The sequence below is a fragment of the Salinicola sp. MIT1003 genome, assembly GCF_001858555.1.
Classification (GTDB): domain Bacteria; phylum Pseudomonadota; class Gammaproteobacteria; order Pseudomonadales; family Halomonadaceae; genus Salinicola; species Salinicola salarius.
This window is the reverse complement of the sequence record NZ_MCAP01000008.1, coordinates 51,009-70,864: the sequence shown is the minus strand read 5'-3', so window position 1 is coordinate 70,864 and position 19,856 is coordinate 51,009. Positions and strand designations below refer to the sequence as shown.

Genomic DNA, 19,856 nt, shown 5'->3' with positions numbered 1-19,856 from the left:
GGCTTGGCTTGGCTTGGCTTGGCCCTCAGATCGTGCCCTCCGCTTCCATTCGGCACAGCTCCTGCAGCGGCGGAATCGTGTCATACATCTGCTGATCCAGCAGTTGCCACACGATGCCCACGGTGGGCTTGTGGGGCGCATCGACTTCGATCGTGCGGGTCGGCGTGAAGATCACGTCCGAAACGGTATCGAAGACCTCCGGATGCAGCTCCTCCTCAAGTACCTGGCAGTCATGGACCAGGGCCGCCGAGGGGGTATTCACGTCGATGTTGCCGATGCGATAGAGCATGCCCCACTCGGCATCGAAGTAACCGTGGCCCTTGCCGAAACGAATGCCGGCTTCGTTGATCGCGCCGGTGCCCGTCACCATGAAATCGGTCTTGGGCCGCTCGCGGATCTCCGTCAGCGAGATCGGCCGTCCCATGCGCTCCATGCCGTCCAGCGTCGCGGCATAGAGGTACATTTCCTCCGGAATCTCGGCGGGATCGAGCAGCCAGAAACCGCGCTTGATCGAATAGGTCGTCATCAGCACCGTCTTGCCGTCGAGCAGCGCCCGGTGACGCAGCTCTTCCAGGCAATTGTCCGGCGTGATGAAAATGGTCGATGCCTGTTGATAGAACGGATGGGCGACCAGGCGACGGGTCGCGTCCTCCCGGTTCTGGAAGTCGGCGATGAACTCGCCGAAATCGAAGTGAAAGCGACTGTCGGGAAAGGCGACCTTGCGCAGATTGGCGAACACCCGCCGACGTACGTCGGATTTATGATTCATATCGACCTCAGGCTCTGAATGAGATATTGGCGTTACTGTACGGGCGTCATCGCAAAGCGCTTCAGCACGCGCTGCTCGATGACGGTCACCATCAGATAGAGCAGCACCGACACCAGGACGGCGGCGACCACCACGGCCCAGACCAGGCCGTAGTCCAGCGATCCGCGAGCGACGTTGAGCAGATTGCCGATGCCCGTTCCGGTGGCGAGCCACTCGGCGATCATCACGCCCAGAAAGGCCCGCGGCGCCACCAGCCGTGCGGCGGCGCACAGATACGGCAGGCTCCAGGGCAGCGACACCAGGCGGATCTGCTTGAGCCGGGAGCCGCCCAGCGCGCGAACGCAGTCCTGCGTCGCTTCCGGCACCAGCGCCATTCCCTGGGCCAGGGTGACGTAGGCCGGGAAGAACGTGACCGAGATCGTGATGGCAAGAATCGTCGCGCCGTCACGACCGAAGATCAGCACGATCAGCGGCGTGAGCGCGACCAGCGGCATCGACTGGCTGAGCAGCGACAGCGGCATCAGCACGCGCTCCAGCACCGGACTGAGCGTACCCAGAATGGCCAGCAGCAGCGCAAAACCGAGCCCCAGCGCCATCCCGGCGAGACACCAGGGCAGCGTCTCGAGAAGCGCTCCCCCGATGATGCTCGCGAGGCTTTCCGGCCGCGTCGAGGAGAACAGCTCGGCGGCCAGGTCGACCGGCGTGCGCAGCACGAAGCCGGACACGCCGGCCTGCTCGAGCCCCCAGACCGCCGCCCACCACGCCAGCAGCGGCAGCACCACCGCGACCAGCGTGATCAGCCACTGCGTGCCGGCACCACGCGCGGCGTCTCCCTGACTGCCCAGACTCTCCTGCGTCGGTGCCTGAGCGCCTACCCAGCAGCGCGCGACGAGCAGGATCGCGACGTAGAACAGCGCGCTGATCGCGGTCGCGACCAGGCCGATGCCCCACAGCCGCTCCGGATCGCCGCGCCCCAGCGAACCGATCAGATAGTGGCCGAGCCCCGCACCGGACCCGCTTCCGAACTCCGCCAGCAGCGAACCGAGCACCGCGTTGGGTGCCGCGACCCGCAGTCCGGCCAGCAAGGTCGGCAGCGCGTGGCGCAGCCGTACCCAGCGCAGAGCCGCCCAGCGCCCGCCGCCATAGAGGCGAACGACGTCGAGCAGGCGCGGATCGATCCGGGTCAGGCCGAGCACGGTGGCGACCATGGTCGGGTAGTAGGTCGCGAGCGCGGCCAGCACGATCCTCGGCGCGTCGCCATCGAACGCGATCACCAGGATCGGCGTCAGCGCGATCGGCGGCATCGCGAAAAGGGTAACGTTGATGCCGCTCAGCAGCCGGCCGACGGGGCGCCAACTGGCCATCAGAAAGCCGCAGAGCACGGCGACGGCGTTGCCGACGAGGAAGCCGATCAGCGACGTGCGCACGGTGGCCCAGATGTGCGGCGGGTAATCGCCCCAATCCTCGACCAGTTGCCGCAGCACGCCGCTCAGGCTGGGCAAGGCGCCATCCGCCACCCAATGCAGCCGCCCCGCCACTTCCCACAGCAGCAGCAGCGCCAGCCAGCCGATCGCGATGGTCGTGCGCTGTCGTCGATCACGCATCGTCGTTCTCGTGGTCGAACATCAGCTGCAGGATCTCGGCCTCGAGCTGGCGACACTCGGCGCTGTTGAGCAGCGACAACGGCCGCTCGCGCTCGAACGGCACGTCGATGACCCGGCCGATCCGCCCTGGTCTTCCGGTCATGACCACCACCTTGTCGGCGAGGAAGATCGCCTCGTCGACACTGTGGGTCACCATCACGGTGGTGACCGGGCGCTTGAGCCAGAGCTTCTGCAGCTCGCGGTTCATGCTGCGGCGCAGGATCTGGTCCAGCGCGCCGAAAGGCTCGTCGAGCAGCAGCAGTTGCGGCTCGCTGACCAGCGCTCGGGCAATGGCGACGCGCTGGCGCATCCCGCCGGAAAGCTGGCCGGGCAGCGCCTGCTCGAAGCCTCCCAGGCCGACGAGTTCGATCATCTCCTGCACGCGGCTTCGGTCCGCCTCGCTCATCCGGCCGATCACGTCGAACGGAAAGCGCACGTTGGCTTCCACGCTGCGCCAGGGCAGCAGCGACGCATCCTGAAAAGCGATACCCAGCGCGCCGCGTTGCTGCAGCGTCCGCGGCGACAGGCCGCCGGTCCGGATCGTGCCCTCGCTGGGCTGATCCAGCCCCGCCAGCATGCGCAGCAGCGTCGACTTCCCACAGCCCGACGGGCCGATCAGGGCAATAAAGCTGCCGGCCGGCGCCTCGAGAGAGACGCTGTCCAGCGCCAGCAGCGCTCGGCCATCGACATCGAAGCGACGGCTGACGTCCTCGATGCGCAGATCCCCTACCGTCACGCCGCGATTTCCTCTAGCAACGAGGTATCGAAATTGTCCCGCGAGGCCTGGATACCGATACGTTCGAGTGCCGTCAGGCAGCGCTCGATATCGGCTTCGGCCATCGAAAAGATGCCGTTCGGGGACTCGATCAGCGATTTCTGCGCCTGATTGAAGAAGATTTCGTTCTCGATAGAGCGGCCGTTGCCCTAGAAGAAGCTGTCCGCGAAAAGCGGCGGGTAATAGGCAGGATCCTTGAAGTTCTCCTGCCAACCCTGGCGGCTGGCCCGCAGCCAGGCCACCAGGTCGTCGCGGCGTGTCTCGAGGGTATCGCGCGTCACCACCACGGTGTCGTTGAAGACCGGAAAGCCATGATCGTAGAGCAGGAAGCTGACGGCTTTCTCGCCCTGCAGGCCAATCGTGTAGGGCACGTTGGTGACGAAGTCGAGCGAGGCGTCAATCTCGCCCTTGAGCAGCGGTGTCGGGTCGTAGGCGTAGGGCACGATGCGCACGTCGTTCGGCGAAATTCCGTTGGCTTCGAGCATCGCTTCGACCGCCAGACGGTTGACCGGCGGCACGGCGAGGACCTTGCCGACGAGATCCTCGGGCTTCTCGACCGGGTTGCTGGCCAGGCTGACGATGCCCGCCGGGTTCTTCTGATACTGCGTCCCGATGATGACCAGCGGCGCGCCCTGCTGCGTCACCGCCTTGAGCGTACTCTCCACCGTCGTCAGCGCTATCTCGGCGCGGTTGGAAAGCAGCGCCCCTTCGGGAATGACGTCCGGGCCGCCCGAGCGATAGTCGAGCGAGAGCCCCTGGTCGGCATAGAAGCCCTTGTGCCGCGCGACGATATAGCCGAGAAATTCGGCATCGTTGACCCAGGAAGCCTGCATGCCGATCGACGTACCCTGGCCGCTCTGAGCCATCGAGAACGCCGGCCATCCCAGAGCGCCCGCCAGGGCACCGGAACCGGTCATCTGAAGGAAACGCCGTCTGCTGAGCGTCATCGCTGTATCCTCGTGTCGTTGTTCGTTATCTCGACTGATTGCTCGTTGTCTCGACTCGTTCGTCGCTTCGCCGCAAAGTCGAACAGGAAAGATGGGGTGTGACGGCAGTACGACGCTGCCCAGTGCCAGTTTCTCTCCATGCCGGCCCGCCTGCCTACGCCAGCCCCAGTGCTCGCTGCAGCTCGCGCAGCGGTGGCATGGCGTCGATCTCCGTCTGCATCAGGCGCTGCCAGTCGATACGCGCAGGTCGTGGCGTCTGGCGGTTTATCTCGAGCGTGCGCGTTGGCGTGGCGATCACGTCGAGAACGACATCGCGCTCGCCGGGAAAGAGCTCTTCCTCGACCACCTGAACGTCGTGGACCAGCGTCCAGATCGGCGTGGTGTCGTCGACCAGGCCCAGTTCGCGAAAGAGCAGCCACTCGAGATCGAGAAAGCCGTGACCGCGCCCGAAGCGCACGCCGCTGGTGGCGACGGCCGAGGCGCCGGTGACGATGGCATCGAACCCGCCCAGCGCGACCAGCGATTCCAGCGAGAGCGGCTTGCCGAAGTGTTCGAGGCCGTCGAGCCAGGCGGCAAACCTGGCTTCGCCCCGGGGCACCGAGCCGGGCTCGATCCAGAAAAAGCCGCGTGCCATGCCGTGGGTCGATACCACCAGGCTCGTGCCGGATTCGATCAGCTGCTGACGCAGGCCGGCCAGGCTGTTGTCCGGCGTGACGAAGACATGGCGCACGTCACCAAACCGCGCATCGTCGAGAATACGGCGCAGGGCCGCATCGGAGCCGACGAAGTCGGGAATGAATTCGGAGAAACGCATGTGGAAGCGGGAATCGGGTATCGCGACATCTCGCAGCCGACTCCAGATTCGTTCGCGGATCGCACGCCTGGCCAGCACTCGAGCGCCCTCTTGGAAGCGTTTGGAACCTTTGGTTTCAAAATAATGCTACACTGAAACCGTAGTTTCTAAAAGATCGCTAGCGGAAAAATCGGCAGGCTCCGCCTCGTCATGAAGCCCCGCCAGAAAGACGGACGCGCCTATGTCTACGAGATTGGTTCTCGCCATCCAGGAACATTACGAACAGCTCTCTCCCAGCGAACGCAAGCTGGCGACGCTGATACTGGATCGGATCGACGACATGCTCGCCTACTCGGCCAAGGAGATGGCCGATATGGCGGGAGTTTCCAAGGCCACCGCCGCCCGCCTGTTCCGCAGCCTCGGCTATCGGGACTTCAGCGAGGTCCGGGCGCAGGCACGGGAAGAGCGCAATCGGACCCAGCCGTTTCGCAACATTCCTTCGTCCGGCGAGACGAGGACATCGGCTCGTGGCCTGACGGTCGCGACGCATCTGCAAATGGAAACGGACAGTCTGGCGCGAACCTTCGAGGTCACGCGCAACGACGAACTGGTCAAGGCAGCAGATGGGCTTGCCACCGCGCCACGTGTCTGGCTTCTGGGTCTGGGCGTGGATCAGGGTCTGGTCTACTACATGCGTCCGCTGCTGAGCCGTATCCGCACGGATGTCTTCTCTCTCGGGGCGCAAAGCGGAACCTGGGCGGAGGAGCTGGCGATGCCCTCGCCGCGTGACGTCGTGCTGCTGGTCCTCTCGCAACACCGCCCGGCGATGCTGGAACGCGCGATGGAGCAGCTCACGCTGTCGCGCGTCACAGTGATGGCCGTCGTCGACGTGCGCAATGCCGCCTGGGCACGGCGCTTTTCCGACAACGTGCTGCCCTGCTACAGCACCGGCGGGCCATACGGCTATTCGGCGATGAGTCTCATCAGCATGCTGCACCTGCTCGCCCATACCACGGCAGACAGACTGGGCGACCGTGCCCTGCAGCGCACCCACCTCATCGACGATATCTCCGAGGCGCTGGATCCAGGCTGATTCGGCTACCCGCTCCGGGGTTAGCGGCTTAGTCAGGCGATTTTAGACCATCGAATGAATCATCTAGAGATTGCCCACCGACTCGGTAGAATGCGCGGTCTTTCACTTATTGGCCATTAACAACGCAGCCGGAGCCGTCTCATGTCAGAAAGATCTTCACCGCAATCCTCCGCCCGGCCAAATCTGTGGCGACGCATTCCCCTGTGGCAAAAAATCATCGCGGGCTTGGCATTAGGGATCCTGGCAGGCGCACTAATGGGCGAGCAGGCCAGCATGTTCAAGCCGCTCGGCGATATCTTCATCAACGGCATCAAGATGCTGATCGTGCCGCTGGTGTTCTCGACCCTGGTCGTCGGCATTACCGGCATGCGCGATCCGCAGAAGATGGGGCGGGTCGGCGCGCGAACGATCGGGCTCTATCTGGTGACGACCGCTTTTGCCATCGTCATCGGTCTGGTCGCGGCGACGATCTTCCAGCCCGGCGTCGGTGCGGATGCGTCGATGAGCGCGGCGCAGCAGGCGGGCGAGGCGCCGTCGCTGGTGGATATCGTGGTCGGCCTGGTGCCTTCGAACCCGCTGCAGGCGATGATCGAAGGCAATATCCTGCAGATCATCGTCTTCGCCATCGGCCTGGGCATCTCGCTGATGCTGATCGGCGAAAAGGGCGAACCCGTCGTGCGCGTGTTCGAAAGCTTCGCCGAAGCGATGTACAAGCTGACCGCTATCGTCATGGCGTTCGCGCCGTTCGGGGTGTTCGGCCTGATGGCCAACGTCTCCGGGCAGTATGGGCTGGACGTGCTGCTGCCGCTGGCCAAGGTCATCGGCGTGGTCTATCTCGCCTGTATCGTGCACGTGCTGGTCGTCTACACCGGGCTCTTGAGCCTGATCGGTCGCCTCAACCCGATGCGCTACCTGCAGGGCATCCTCGACGCGCTGGTGGTCTCGTTCTCGTCGGCCTCCTCTTCCGGCACGCTACCCGTTTCGATTCGCTGCGCGCAGAAGAACTTGGGCGTATCGGAAGGCGTGTCGAGCTTCGTGCTGCCGGTGGGCGCCACCATCAACATGGACGGTACCGCCATCTATCAGGGCGTGGCGGCGCTGTTCGTCGCCCAGCTGGTCGGCGCCGACCTTTCGATGATGGACTACGGGATGATCGTGCTGACCGGCACGCTGGCCTCGATCGGCACGGCGGGCGTGCCCGGCGCCGGGCTGATCATGCTGTCGATCGTGCTGGCGCAGATCGGCCTGCCGCTGGAGGCGATCGGCGTCGTTGCCGGCGTGGACAGGATCCTTGATATGGCGCGCACCAGCGTCAACGTCGCCGGCGACCTGATGGTGACGACACTGGTCGCCAAGAGCGAGAAGGAACTGGATCTGGACGTCTACAACCGGCCCGGTAAAGCCTGACGGATCATATCCTTGCGGCTCTCGCCCAAACGATAGCGGCCCCGCATAGTGCGGGGCCGCTGCGTGAAGAGTCTCGAGTGGGCTGCTGGTGTCGAAGACTCGATGTTTCCGGGATTCAGTGATAACTAGTGGCGTGGTTTGGTGGCGTCCTTCAAGTTGCCTTTGGCGGACTTGGCATCCCCCTTGGCCTGTTGAGTCTTGCCTTTACCTTCGAGTTCGCGATCCTTGGTCATCTTGCCGGCGGCCTCCTTGACCTTGCCGGCTGCCTTGTCGACCTTGCCTTCCGTCTTGTCCGACTTTGAATGCGTCGTCATCGCTGCTACCTCGCTTTGCGTGGATATCCTTATCCGCTCGCCGTCATTCGGTTACCGAACGCTTCGGCAACGGCGGGCGTGTCTTCAGAATAGTTCGCCGCGGAAAAGCCGAAACGGAAGATTGGTAACGAATTGTTCGTGAAAAACGGAGGGACAGCTGCCTGCCGGGATGATCGTCAGGGAGTCGAGGGGAACGGATAAAAGAGAGAACGGCGGATCGACGAGAGCCGCCCGGAGGTGGGCGGCCCGAGGGGAGATCAAGTGCGGAAGATCAAGTGCGCGAGGTCACTTCCAGCAGATGATAGCCGAACTGGGTCTTCACCGGCCCGTGAACTTCGTTCAATGCGCCATTGAAGACGACTTCGTCGAATTCCTTGACCATCTGGCCGCGGCCGAACGTGCCCAGCTCGCCGCCCTGACGCCCGGAGGGGCAGGTGGAGTGCTGACGGGCCACGTCGGCGAAGTCGCTGCCGGCTTCGATCTGCTGCTTGAGTTCGAGACACTTCTGTTCGCTGTCGACGAGAATGTGGCGGGCGCTGGCCTGTGCCATGAGATCACTCCTGAATCTTGCTCGTTGGGAAAGCGGGCATTCTACGAAACCCCGCCGCTCGCCGTCACCGACAATCGACACCATCAGCCGTTTTCAGCCAGCAAGACGATTCGAACGGCAGCGCTGGCGGGCATGGCTTGAGCATGGCCGGCATCCGCCAGAATCAGCCGAATCGCCGCTCCAGGTAGCGGTTGATATCGGCGGACTCGTACATCCACTCCACGGCGCCGTCCTCTGTCTCGATACGCAGGCACGGCACCATGGTGCGGCCACCGCCCGCCATCAGATCCTGGCGATGCTGGGGATCGCGCTGGATGTCTCGCAGCTCGATGGGCAACGCCAGCCGCTCGATTTGGCTGCGCACGCGCTGGCAGAACGGGCAGCTCATGAAGTGGTAGAGCGCGAGACGCTGGCAGGCGCGGTCGACTTCGGCCTGATGCTCCGCGGAGCGAACGATGGGAGTCGCTGAAAACATGCGTTTGAGTCTCCTGATAATCGGGGTCATGTGGACTCGCTACAGAGGAAAGCGCGCCACGATTCCCGCAGCGCCGGTCATGGTCTTCAGTGTGTCAGAGGAACGATTGGCCCGCCAACGAGCGAGCGTTATATGATCAGGAAACCTTCTTTCCCAACCAGCGAGCTCATCATGTCCGACGTCATCCCTTCCAGCCTGCGCCGCTACTGCTCTTCTCGCGTTCAGGAAATGCCCGACAACCAGATCGTCGCGGTAGCGGATCTCGCCCGTCACGACGCCTCGGTCGTGCGGCTCTGGATTGGCGAAGGCGATCTGCCGACGCCTGCCTACATCAAGCAGGCGGCGATGGATGCACTGGAAGGAGACGATACCCGCTACAGCTACTCCCAGGGCTTGCCCGAGCTTCGCCAGGCGCTCTCCGACTACCACCGCCGGCACTGGCAGGTCGACGTCGCCGCCGACCGGTTCTGCGTCTCCATCGGCGGCATGAACGCCGTCACCATGGCGATGCAGGCGATCCTCGACGAAGGCAGCGAGGTGATCATGCCGACGCCGGCCTGGCCCAACGCCAGGCAGATGATCGAGATCGTCGGCGGGGTCAACGTACCGGTCGCCTTCGATTTCCACCCGGACGGCAGCATCGAGCTCGACCTGGAAAAGCTGTTCGCGGCGGTGACCGATCGCACCCGCGCCATCTTCATCAACTCGCCCTCCAACCCGACCGGCTGGCGCATGCCGCTCGAGGATATGACGCGGCTGCGGGACTTCTGCCGGGACAAGGGGCTGTGGATCGTGGCCGACGAGGTCTACAACCATTTTGTTTACGATAAAGGGGTCGACGACAGCAAGGGGCCGGCCGCCTCCTTCCTGCAGATCTGCGAACCACAAGACCGGCTGCTGGTGACCAACACCTTCTCCAAGAACTGGTGCATGACCGGCTGGCGCGCGGGCTGGGTCACGTTCCCGCAGGGCATGGATCAGCTGTTCGCCCGTCTTTGCCAATACAACACCACCGGCGTGGCGCCGTTCGTTCAGCGGGCCTGCATCGCGGCGCTCGAGCAGGGCGACGACTTCATCGCTCATCAGGTCAAACGCTGCCAGGCCTCGCGGGACATTCTGGTCGAGGGGCTGACCGCGCTGGACAGCGTGACCGTGTTCTCGCCGCAAGGCACCTTCTACCTCTTCTTCAAGGTGCATGGTCTGGACGGCTCGAGCCTGGACACGGCCAAACGTATCCTGCGGGAGGCCAAGGTCGGCGTGGCGCCGGGCAGCGCCTTCGGCCCCGAGGGTGAGGATTATCTGCGAATCTGCTTCGCCATCGACCCGGAGCTCGCCAGGGAAGCGCTCGATCGGCTGGTGCCCTTCCTTTCGGCGCTGGCTGACGCACCGCAAGGCGCTACCGTCTAGTCGGTACGCTGAACGACACTGCCCGGCCTGATCGGCCGGGCAGTCATGAGGCGGGCTGTGGATTGGCAGCCGATCAACAGGCCGCCAGGCGCTTTTGCAACTCGCTGCGGCGAGATTCCGGCATGAACGCGACGTCGATCGCATTGCCCGCCAGTTGCTTGAACATCGCCTGATCCCAGTCGAACGCCTCGAGACAGGCGAGGTAATTGTCCAGCACGCCGCCGCCGAAGTAGGCCGGGTCGTCGGAGTTGAGCGTCACTTTGAGACCCTGCTCGGTGATATGCGGCAACGGATGGTCGGTCATCTGCTCCACCACTTTCAGCCGTACGTTGGAAAGCGGACAGACCGTCAGCGGAATCTGCGACGCCCGCAGCCGTTCGACGAGGGCGGCATCCTGCAGGCAGGCGACGCCATGATCGACCCGGCAGATATCGAGCACGTCCAGCGCCTCGCTGATGTAGGCCGCCGGCCCCTCCTCGCCCGCGTGCGCGACGCGCGGAATGCCCAGCGCCCTGGCGCGTTCGAACACCGCCGCGAACTTGGCCGGCGGGTTGCCCATCTCCGCGCTGTCGAGACCCACGGCGTCGATCAGCTCGTAGTAGGGTGCCGCCTTCTCCAGCACGTCCATTGCATCGCTCGCGTCACGATCCCGCAGGAAGCTCATGATCAGCGCCGTGGTCATGCCCCAGCGGCGCTCCGCGTCTCGCATGGCGCGGCGCAGCCCCTCGAACGGTGTCGCCAGCTCGACGCCACGGCTCAGGTGCGCTTGCGGATCGAACGACAGCTCGACATGCACCACGCCCTCTGCCTGCGCGCGCTCGAAGTACGCCATCGCCAGGTCATGGAAATCCTGCTCGGTGCGCAGCACCCGCATTCCCTGGTAGTAGAGATCCAGAAACGACTGCAGATCGCTGAAATCGTAGGCGGCACGCACCTCGTCCACCGTCGCGTAGGGCAGCGACACGTTGTTGCGCGCCGCCAGCGCAAACATCAGCTCCGGCTCCAGCGAACCCTCGATATGTAGATGCAGTTCGACCTTGGGTAATTCACGCAGCCAAGTCTTCACGAGCGCTCCTCGCCAGTTTGAGTGGATGCGTTTCAGGATGCCGAAAAGCACGCGTGGTGGAAAGCGTCGGGCGAGCGCCGTCGTCTGTCGGCGTTCCCGGCTCATACCCGCGTCGTCAACACCTTGATCCCCAGCGCCACCATCGCCAGGCCCAGCACCCGGTCGATCCAGTGGCTGAAGCGCTTGAACGCGCGGTGGATCGGGGGCGTGGAGAGCAGCAGCGCCACCGCCGAGAACCACCCCAGCTGGATCAGCATGATCCAGGCGCCGTAGATGGCGATCTGGTAGAGCGGCATCGACGGCGACAACACGATGGTGAACAGCGAGACGAAGTAGATCGGCGCCTTGGGATTGAGCGCGTTGCAGAGAAATCCCATGCCGACGGTGCGCAGCGCCGAGCGAGGCGGTGCCACCTTCGGCGTCACCGTCGCCGTGTCGGTCGCTGCCGGGCGCGAGCGCAATCCCGAAATCCCCAGATAGAGCAGATACGCGCCGCCGATCAGCTTGATCGCCCATAGCGCCTCGGCGGAGTTGGCGATCACCGCTGCCAGCCCGAACGCGGAATAGACGATGTGAATCGACAGCCCCAGCGCGATACCCAGGCTGCACAGGAGGCCGATGCGCTTGCCGTGATTCAGCGTCTGCTGGGTGACCAGCACGAAGTCCGGCCCCGGCGAGGCGGCCGCCAGCAGATGCACGAAAGTGATGACGATCAGGCCGTGTAGCATTTCCATGACGATTCCTGAATGCAATCAAATGCTAAATGGGATGTAACGATTTGAAGACGAAAGCTGCTGATTTGCTGATTAGACCAAAGTAATATCCCATTTCCAATCCAAATTTAAGCTCAAGGATCGTAGAACAAAGCTTGACTGACACCGACACACTCATAGAATATGTTACGCAAAGTTACACTAAATGACATAGGCGCAACATGGCATCTTTCAGGCTCTATAACATTCAACTACTCCCTCTTGACACATCCAACACAAGTGAAGTTGGCGAAATTGGATATCTTAAACTGTTCGAACACCTGCAAGCTAAAACAACAAAAGCATACAATGAAAAGACTTTAGCAAATTCGGCATATAAACTTCAAAATGACACATTTATATCTCCACTTTCTATCAAGATAGAGGATGACTCAGCAACTGGGCTTTGGGTAAAATATCATAAAACCGATTCAGTCTCGGATCTTTATACTGAAAAAACGCTGTACAATGCACCATTGGGCGTCACCCCTGTATCCAACAACTACTTTTTCCGCTTCATTTTTGACTATAAAACCCATCGCTTAGGTATTGAAGAGCAAAGCGGAAAACTTCCAACCGCAAAAATATTCAATGATGTTGTTGAATATTTCCTTGAACCCATTGCTCAGGATAACTTTCCTAAACACACCTTGACAGTAAACGTAATTTCAGAAGCCAAAGCTCTTGAAGAAGCACTAAAGGAGGCAAAAGGATTTCGAAAAGCAGAAGCAAAAATTACGTTCCCGAATGGACATGAATTGAGCCAAAGACTAAAACATATGCGTGATAACAATATACACACTGTCAAGTCAGAAGCTTCTTCGTCAAAAAATGCATTAATGGCTGAAATACCTGACTTCTTATTAGAAATGATTCGTGCGTCTATTGAATATGGAAAATCAAAATTTACTTATTATAAAAAAGGCTCAACCAAGCAACAAAATTATTCATCAGAAGAAAACCCGGTAAAGCTAAAACTCAGAAAAAGTCAAAAAGAATCCGAAAAATCATTCTTGGATAGAGCAAAAGCAGCTCTACGTGCATCAGCAGAGCCACAAAAAGAACGAGAACAGAAAAAATGACATTCTCTAGACTCGTTAAGATCCCTGTTTTAGGGAACATACTAATAATCCTAAACTCATATGCCTTCTGCGGTGACGCACGATCTGGTGAAGAGTTTGCAGGCGCAAAAAACTGGGGAAAAAGTTTCGGAATACAGTTCATTGTTGCGACATCAATGGCTTTCTTATGCCACAACGTAAGTTATTCCGATGCAACCTTGCCAGGAGAGCTAATAATATCCATATTTCCGAGCCTCTTGGGATTTGGCATAGGGGTATATGCATTAATATTTAGCTTAAAAAGCACAATCATTAGAGAACTACAAAAAACGTTTATCGACGACCTTCAACCAAACCCAAAACCTGGCTCAGCGTTGATTTTAAATGCTGAAATGGCAACACCGCTACTGATCGCCCTAGGAACAATTACGATAGGAATTCTGCAAAAAATATTTCCATACGCAAACAGCCTATCCATAATATCTTGGACGGCCTTGTGGGCTTCCATTATTTTTATGATCGAACTAATTATAACTCTATTTGGACTAGGTGAAAATGCCATCCTGAAACAACTGCCAGAAGAAAAAGAAGAATAATAATATCACCTTCTCACCCCAAAGCCTGGCAGCTATCAAAACCTTTAAATTCAACCTATTTATTTCAGCTGTTTATGCGCCTCGGCCAGCTCCGCCATGCTGTTGAAGCGGAAGTCGACCGTGGGCATGTCGCCGGGGTTCATCGTCGCGCCGAAGCCTTGCTTGTCGTGGCGGCGATAGATCCAGCAGTTGGCGAGGTCGTGACGGTTGGCGGGCTGGTGGTCGTGGAACATGCTCTCGGCGGTATGCAGGATCTGCGACTTGTCGATGCCGCGCTCGCCGAGCTTTTCCAGCATGTAGTCGAAATTGCGCGGCGACGGCTTGTAGGAGCCGATGTCCTCGGCGGTGTAGACCGCGTCGAACTCGACGCCGAGCTTGCGCTGGCTGTAGGCGAAGCTTTCGTTGTCGACGTTGGAGAGCACCACCAGCTTGTAGTGCTGCTTGAGGTAGGCCAGCGCCTCGGCGGTATCGGCGAAGGCCGGCCACTGCTTGACGAAGTCGCCGTAGGCCAGGCATTCGTCGTGGCTGACGCTGACGCCCCACTCCTCGGCAAGACGCTTGTAGACCACCGCCAGCAGCAGCCGGTACTGCAGATGCGGGGTGTAGCGCTGCTGGGTGGATTCGTGCCGGGCGTGCGCCTCGAGAACCTGATCACGGTTCAGGCCCAGTTCGCTACGCTGCAGCAGTGGCTGCAGCCCGGCCACGATGCCGCTCTCCCAGTCGATCAGGGTGCCGTAGACATCGAAGGTCAGGGTAGTGAAATCCGTCAGTTGCATGGTCGTCTCTCTGATTGAATGTCGGGTACGTTCGTGAAAGCGTAACGAGATGATCGGTCGTCAATCGGCATCGTCATTGAGCAGCCGCATCGCCACCTGCAGTTGCAGCCGGATATCAGCGTCGTTCAGGTTCATGCCCAATGCCGTTTCCAACCGCTCGATGCGATAGCGCAAGGTACTGATATGAATGTCGAGCGCCCGCGCGGTCTGCGCCAGCTGGAAGCCGCTTGCGGCCAGCGCCGAGAGCGTCTCGAAGGCGTTGTGACGACGAGCCCCCTCGCCCAGCGCTTGCGAGATGCGCGCCAGAAACAGTTGCCGCGCTTCGCTGTCGCCTTCCAGCACGCGGGTGAACAGCAGCGTCTCGAAATCCCGCCGTTCGCCGGCCTTGAGCGAAGGCAGCAGCCGCGCCACATCGCCCGCTCCCCGGGCGATGGCTGCCGCCCCTCTCGCCTCGCGGCTGATCGCCAGGGCGGCTTCGCCGTCGCTCAACTCGCGCCATAGCGCCTCGGTCGAGATATCGGCGCGAACCAGGAACAACAGCTGGTTGAGGGAGACGGAGATCAACCGTGGCAGACCGAGCGCTTCGAGACGATCGCCCAGCCGGCGCTCCCAGCGCTCCCGCCGCAGCAGCCCCTCGCGGGTCAGCGGCACCGGTTCGTTGAGCAGGATCGCGCAGACGTGATACGCGCCATGGGGCTCCCACCCCTGCAACGACGCCCGCTCCAGCGCTGCCGGCGTGGCTTCGAAGCGTCCTTCGAGCAGCGAGTCGACGAAGGCGTAGCCCAGCCGGGTCTCCTGCGCCTGCAACGCCCGCTGGTGCGACAGATGTAGCGCGGAGATCAGCGCAGCCTGCTCCGCCGCCCGGCGTTCGAGCTCGCTGACATGAGAGGCCGTTTCATCGATCCACAGCGTGGCCGCCGGCGCTTCCCGAATTCGCACCGGGCAGGCCAGCATCCGGCACCCGGCCTCCTCGCCGAAGGAGCGAGCCGTGGCCTCGGCCAGAAACTGGGCCTCGGTCAGCATGGTCGGCGTGGGCAAGCGCATCGTCTCAAGCTCGGCGCTGCCGCCCAGCCATTCGCCGTCCAGCCCGGTGAAGAGCACATCCCGCTCGAGCAGCAGGCTCAAGGCTGTGGCGATGTCCCCCAGACTGCGCGCCGTCAACGCCGAGCGGGTGAGATCGCGGTGAATGCGTTCCGCCCGTGCGATCAACTGGCCCTGCCGCGCGATCAGCCAGGCGTGCACCTCCTCGGTGATCTGGCTGAACGGCACGTCCCAGGGGATTTCCAGCAGCGGGAAATCGAGCGATGCCGCCACGCGGCGGCTGGTTTCGGGGAACGCGGTAAGAAACCGCGGCACCGCCAGCGCCACGCCGGCCAGGCCCTTGTCGACCAGCGCCTCGATCAGCGCTCGCTCGGCTTCCGGCTCGTCGGGCCAGTGATAGCCGGTTGTCAGCAGCAGCTGGCCTTCGCGCACCCAGGCGATGATGTCGGGATGATCCACCATATGGACCCAGCGCAGCGGCCGGCCCAGCGAACGCTCACCGGCCACCACGCGGGCCTGGCGCAGGTTGGTCTCGCGCAGCGCGGTGGCGAGATCTAGCTCGGCCGGCAACCGCGCTGCGTTGGCGTCCTCATCCCCCATTGCCATCAGCCGTCCAGTCGCGTCGAGACGAACTTGAGGTCGAGATATTCATCGATACCGTAGCGGCCGCCCTCGCGGCCCAGGCCGCTGTCCTTGACGCCACCGAACGGCGCCTGCGGTACGGACGGCGCGCCATCGTTGACCCCGACGATGCCGTAGTCCAGCGCCTCGGAGACGCGTGCCGCGCGCCCGAGATTGCGGGTCCAGAGATAGGCGGCGAGCCCGAACGGCGTGGCGTTGGCCGCCGCGATCGCCTCTTCTTCGCTGTCGAAGGCGATCAACGGCGCGACCGGGCCGAAGGTCTCTTCCTGCATGATCCGCATGTCGTCGGTGACATCCGCCAGCACCGTCGGCGCAACGAAGAAGCCGTCGACATCGCGCGCGGCGGTCAGGCGCCTGGCGCCCTTGGACAGCGCATCGTCGATGTGGGATTGCGCCTTGTCGCGCCCGGCCTGGCTGACCAGCGGGCCGATCTGAGTCGACTCGTCTTCCGGCTGCCCGACGCGCAGCTCGTCCACCGCGGCGGTCAGGCGCGCGGAGAACGTCTCAAGAATGCCGCGCTGCACGTAGATGCGATTGGCGCAGACGCAGGTCTGGCCGCCGTTGCGGAACTTGCTCGCCATCACTTCGGCCACGGCGGCATCGATGTCGGCATCGTCGAAGACCAGAAATGGCGCGTGGCCGCCTAGTTCCAGCGACATTCGCTTCATGGTCGCGGCCGACTTGGCGTACAGATGCTTGCCGACCGGCGTGCTCCCGGTGAAGGTCACCTTGCGAATCCGCCGATCATCCATCAGCGCATCGCTGACCGCGGCCGGGCGCTCCGCCGTGATCACCTGGAAGACCTCCGCCGGCCCGCCGACCTGCTGCCAGAGCTGGGCCAGCTGCAGCGCCGTGATCGGCGTCTGTTCTGCCGGCTTGACAATGACCGTGCAGCCGGCCGCCAGCCCCGGCGCCACCTTGCGGGTGATCATCGCCGCCGGGAAGTTCCACGGCGTGATCGCGAGCACCGGACCGACCGGCTGACGCAGCACGGCAAGTCGCTTGTCCGGATGCTGGGCAGGCAGGATGTCCCCGTCGATGCGCTTGGCCTGCTCGGCGTACCACTCCAGAAAGCTGGCGGCGTAGTCGACTTCGCCCCGCGCCTCGCGGATCGGCTTGCCCATCTCCCGCGCCATGGTCACGGCAAGGACTTCCTTCGCCTCCAGCATCGCCTGGTGCCACGCCTTGAGCAGCGCCGCACGCTCGAATGCGGTGGTCCTGCGCCAGGATTCGAAACCGCGCTGGGCATTGTCGGCGGCCAGTTTCGCCTGCTCGACGCCGCAATCGGCGACTTCGGCGATCACCTCGCCGGTGGCGGGAGAACGCACGGCGTAGCGGCCTGCCCCGTCGGCATCGAAGCCGACGATGGCCGCGGGATAATAGGCAGCGTCAGCGGGGGCTTCGAGCGACGCGAGTTGGCTTTGGGGAGACGGCGCGGATTGATTCTGAAGAGGCGTTGAAGAGGAAGACGTTGATGAAGAGGACATCGATTCGGTCACCTGTGCAGAAAGTAGGAAGTCCAGCCATCCTAACCGCCGGACGAGCCGAATACCTCCTGCTCATGACAGGATCAGGGTGCGATAAAAGCCTACGAAAGGCAGGAACCGTCACACCACTTCGACTTTCGCGGCGTCGCTTTCCTTCATCCCATCCCGCCACGCCCGGCCCGGATCGCCGCTGGTCAGCAGTGTGTCGAAGTCGGCAAGGTCGGCGAAGAATGCCGCGCGCATGACATCGAGCTTGCTCTCGTCGGCGACCAGGATGCGTCGTTCCGCGTGTTCGATGGCGGCCTGCTTGGGCGCCACCTCATGGAAGTGGAAGCAGCTCGCCCCTTTCTCGGCATGTACGCCGGCGGCGGAAATGAGCGCCTTGTTGATGCCCAGCCGGCGAATCGCGGTGGTGACATCCTGCCCGCCGAAGGAGTCCGAAGAGGCGTAGTAGAGCCCGCCGAGCACCACGAGCCGCATGTTGGGCATATCGCGCTGGCTGAAGGCGTTGGCGACGTTGAGCGCGTAGGTGACGATGGTGACGTTCATCTCCCGCGGCAGCAGCGTGCAGAACGGCATCAGCGTGGTGCCGCAGTCGACGAACACGGTATCGCCGTCCTCGATCCTCGACGCGATCGCCTCGCACAGGCGCTGCTTGGCCTTCGCGTACTGATCCCTCTGCGCATCGAGATTGTAGGCGGCGGCAAACTGGGGGTTGTCGGCCATGACCAGATGGCCGCCGAAGGAGACGATCGCGCCGTTGCTGGCGGCAATGTCCCGCCGCACCGTCATCTCGGAGACGTCGCACAGCGCCGCCGCCTCGGCCAACGGCAGGGTGCCGTTGCGCCTGATCGCTTCACGAAGTCTCTCGAGCCGTACGGCGCTGCGGCCATTCATGACATTCTCCCGATCCTGCCTTCTGAGGGTCAGATCTTATCCCCGATCTCTACTTGAAACGCAACGCAACGAGGAGCCCGAAGGCTCCTCGTCGATGACATCCATCGCTGTCGCGTCAGAACTGCCAGCCGACACCGAAATAGTAGCCCCAGCCGGTGGAGCGCAGTTCGAAACTGTCGCCATGGCTGTTGGGAAACGGCGCCATCTCGCCGTCGTTCCACTGTCCGCCGTTATGGAAGTAACGCGCCACCGCCATGAAGCGCAGGTGCGTGAACTGGTACAACAGCACGTTGGTCGCCACGGTCGACTCGTTGGTACGCGTCGGGTCGTTATCGCCCAGATCCGAACCGAAGTCGTGGTTGGTGAAACCGACGTAGACCAGCGACGCGCCGTTATCGAAGCTGGCCAGCGGATAGGAGTAGTTCAGCTGTGCGCGGTAACCGTCCCAGGAATTCTCGTTCGCGGCGCCATAGTTCTCCCACTGGCGGCGCTTGTAGAAATTGAACGAGAGTCCCAGCGGCGAGCCGGTTTCGATATCGGTTCCCAGACCGGCGTAGAGCGTGTTCTGGCGGTTCTCGGTGTTGTGGCCCCAGTCGAAGATATAGTCGAAGGCGACGAACCACTCCTTGAACGGGCCGAAGCTCAGATCCTGGCCGGTCATGTCGTCGATCGACAGGCGCGGTTCCAGCTCCATGAAGACCGGCGAGCCCTTGTCGAAGATACCGCTGTCCGCGGCGTTACCGGTGCCGAAGAACTTGGGAAAATCGATATAGCCGTAGAGATCCAGCGGCCCCTTGCGACCGAAGAATTCGTATTCCAGATAGATATCGTCGACCTGCTGCGGGCCGAAGCGAATGTTCTTGCTGCCGATGACCGTAACGTTCTGGTGATACCAGTCGGAGAGATAGGGTCCGTCGGCCGTCTGGCCTTCCGACATCGGCCCTTCGTCAGGCGTTTCCTGTTCGATGACCGGCGCATCGCCCTGATCGTCCGCAGCCCAGACCGGCGCGGCCGCCAGTGTCATCGATCCCAATCCCAACGAGACCGACAGCGCCAGAAGACGAGATCCCTTGCCTGCCCACCGTTCAGCCGATGCCGGCTGTGCGAGTCCTTCTACCATGCCATCCCCCACTTTGTTGTTATGGCGTTTTGATGCTGATTTTTGTGACTATTTTCTCGTCTGGCCTGTGATCGAGGCGGTTAGAGAGAAAGCGAACGCATGACCCGAACATCGCCAGATCGAGCCGAAAGCACTATATATGGGCCTCTGCCTCGCCTGGAACTACTCTATGAGCTTGTGAGAATAAAAACAATAAGTGACGAGCAAAACCAAAAAATGTTAAAAACCTCTCAAGAAAAGGCATT

At 62.0% G+C, this 19,856-nt stretch carries 20 protein-coding genes; 5 read left to right on the top strand and 15 right to left on the bottom strand.

Features of this window, described 5'->3' with window-relative positions:
* Positions 1–25 precede the first annotated feature (25 nt).
* The 5 genes from BC443_RS04110 to BC443_RS04090 form a co-directional block, all read right to left on the bottom strand.
* The gene (locus BC443_RS04110; protein ID WP_071230576.1) at positions 26–769 is read right to left on the bottom strand and encodes a 5-formyltetrahydrofolate cyclo-ligase; all 744 of its coding nucleotides are present in this window, start codon (positions 767–769) and stop codon (positions 26–28) included.
* A 32-nt stretch (positions 770–801) separates the two neighbouring features.
* Complete coding sequence (locus BC443_RS04105; RefSeq protein WP_071230575.1) at positions 802–2,373, bottom strand: ABC transporter permease subunit; 1,572 nt, start codon at positions 2,371–2,373, stop codon at positions 802–804.
* Positions 2,366–3,148 carry an ABC transporter ATP-binding protein gene (locus BC443_RS04100; protein WP_071230574.1) on the bottom strand — a complete coding sequence of 261 codons (783 nt, stop codon included), beginning with the start codon at positions 3,146–3,148 and terminating at the stop codon, positions 2,366–2,368. Before BC443_RS04100 ends, BC443_RS04105 begins: the two co-directional genes overlap by 8 nt.
* Positions 3,149–3,336: 188 nt before the next feature.
* Positions 3,337–4,134, bottom strand: a complete 798-nt coding sequence (locus BC443_RS04095) for an ABC transporter substrate-binding protein (protein ID WP_210766243.1) — start codon at positions 4,132–4,134, stop codon at positions 3,337–3,339.
* 154 nt (positions 4,135–4,288) lie between these two features.
* A complete protein-coding gene (locus tag BC443_RS04090; RefSeq protein ID WP_071230573.1) occupies positions 4,289–5,026 on the bottom strand; it encodes a 5-formyltetrahydrofolate cyclo-ligase in 738 nt (245 codons plus the stop codon).
* 142 nt (positions 5,027–5,168) lie between these two features.
* On the opposite strand from BC443_RS04090, the gene BC443_RS04085 reads away from it, so the two are divergent.
* Positions 5,169–6,020, top strand: a complete 852-nt coding sequence (locus BC443_RS04085) for a MurR/RpiR family transcriptional regulator (RefSeq protein ID WP_071230572.1) — start codon at positions 5,169–5,171, stop codon at positions 6,018–6,020.
* A 141-nt stretch (positions 6,021–6,161) separates the two neighbouring features.
* Complete coding sequence (locus BC443_RS04080) at positions 6,162–7,427, top strand: dicarboxylate/amino acid:cation symporter (protein ID WP_071230571.1); 1,266 nt, start codon at positions 6,162–6,164, stop codon at positions 7,425–7,427.
* Positions 7,428–7,552: 125 nt separating this feature from the next.
* Here BC443_RS04080 and BC443_RS04075 read toward each other — a convergent pair whose 3' ends face one another.
* From BC443_RS04075 to BC443_RS04065, 3 genes are all read right to left on the bottom strand, one after another.
* The gene (locus BC443_RS04075; RefSeq protein ID WP_071230570.1) at positions 7,553–7,741 is read right to left on the bottom strand and encodes a CsbD family protein; all 189 of its coding nucleotides are present in this window, start codon (positions 7,739–7,741) and stop codon (positions 7,553–7,555) included.
* A 271-nt stretch (positions 7,742–8,012) separates the two neighbouring features.
* On the bottom strand, positions 8,013–8,291 hold the full coding sequence (locus BC443_RS04070) for a peptidylprolyl isomerase (RefSeq protein WP_071230569.1): 279 nt from the start codon (positions 8,289–8,291) through the stop codon (positions 8,013–8,015).
* 163 nt (positions 8,292–8,454) lie between these two features.
* Positions 8,455–8,766 carry a glutathione S-transferase N-terminal domain-containing protein gene (locus BC443_RS04065; protein WP_083387209.1) on the bottom strand — a complete coding sequence of 104 codons (312 nt, stop codon included), beginning with the start codon at positions 8,764–8,766 and terminating at the stop codon, positions 8,455–8,457.
* A gap of 171 nt (positions 8,767–8,937) precedes the next feature.
* Between BC443_RS04065 and BC443_RS04060 the strand changes: the two genes are divergently transcribed.
* Positions 8,938–10,173, top strand: a complete 1,236-nt coding sequence (locus BC443_RS04060) for a pyridoxal phosphate-dependent aminotransferase (RefSeq protein WP_071230567.1) — start codon at positions 8,938–8,940, stop codon at positions 10,171–10,173.
* Positions 10,174–10,246: 73 nt separating this feature from the next.
* Here BC443_RS04060 and BC443_RS04055 read toward each other — a convergent pair whose 3' ends face one another.
* Together BC443_RS04055 and BC443_RS04050 are read right to left on the bottom strand one after the other, a co-directional pair.
* Positions 10,247–11,239, bottom strand: a complete 993-nt coding sequence (locus BC443_RS04055) for an adenosine deaminase (RefSeq protein ID WP_071230566.1) — start codon at positions 11,237–11,239, stop codon at positions 10,247–10,249.
* Positions 11,240–11,340: 101 nt separating this feature from the next.
* Positions 11,341–11,973, bottom strand: a complete 633-nt coding sequence (locus BC443_RS04050; protein ID WP_071230565.1) for a LysE family transporter — start codon at positions 11,971–11,973, stop codon at positions 11,341–11,343.
* 200 nt (positions 11,974–12,173) lie between these two features.
* Between BC443_RS04050 and BC443_RS18105 the strand changes: the two genes are divergently transcribed.
* Positions 12,174–13,073, top strand: a complete 900-nt coding sequence (locus tag BC443_RS18105) for a DUF4747 family protein (RefSeq protein WP_083387208.1) — start codon at positions 12,174–12,176, stop codon at positions 13,071–13,073.
* Complete coding sequence (locus BC443_RS18455; RefSeq protein ID WP_139284239.1) at positions 13,070–13,648, top strand: hypothetical protein; 579 nt, start codon at positions 13,070–13,072, stop codon at positions 13,646–13,648. Before BC443_RS18105 ends, BC443_RS18455 begins: the two co-directional genes overlap by 4 nt.
* Before the next feature lie 59 nt (positions 13,649–13,707).
* On the opposite strand, the gene BC443_RS04045 is transcribed toward BC443_RS18455, so the two are convergent.
* From BC443_RS04045 to BC443_RS04025, 5 genes are all read right to left on the bottom strand, one after another.
* Complete coding sequence (locus BC443_RS04045; RefSeq protein ID WP_071230564.1) at positions 13,708–14,424, bottom strand: haloacid dehalogenase type II; 717 nt, start codon at positions 14,422–14,424, stop codon at positions 13,708–13,710.
* A gap of 60 nt (positions 14,425–14,484) precedes the next feature.
* Entirely contained in the window at positions 14,485–16,071 is a 1,587-nt protein-coding gene (locus BC443_RS04040; protein WP_210766242.1) for a PucR family transcriptional regulator, read from the bottom strand.
* On the bottom strand, positions 16,071–17,594 hold the full coding sequence (locus BC443_RS04035; protein WP_083387213.1) for an NAD-dependent succinate-semialdehyde dehydrogenase: 1,524 nt from the start codon (positions 17,592–17,594) through the stop codon (positions 16,071–16,073). Before BC443_RS04035 ends, BC443_RS04040 begins: the two co-directional genes overlap by 1 nt.
* Positions 17,595–17,714: 120 nt before the next feature.
* Complete coding sequence (locus BC443_RS04030) at positions 17,715–18,491, bottom strand: DeoR/GlpR family DNA-binding transcription regulator (RefSeq protein ID WP_071230563.1); 777 nt, start codon at positions 18,489–18,491, stop codon at positions 17,715–17,717.
* Between the two features lie 115 nt (positions 18,492–18,606).
* Complete coding sequence (locus BC443_RS04025) at positions 18,607–19,611, bottom strand: nucleoside-specific channel-forming protein Tsx (RefSeq protein WP_083387207.1); 1,005 nt, start codon at positions 19,609–19,611, stop codon at positions 18,607–18,609.
* Positions 19,612–19,856: the final 245 nt, after the last annotated feature.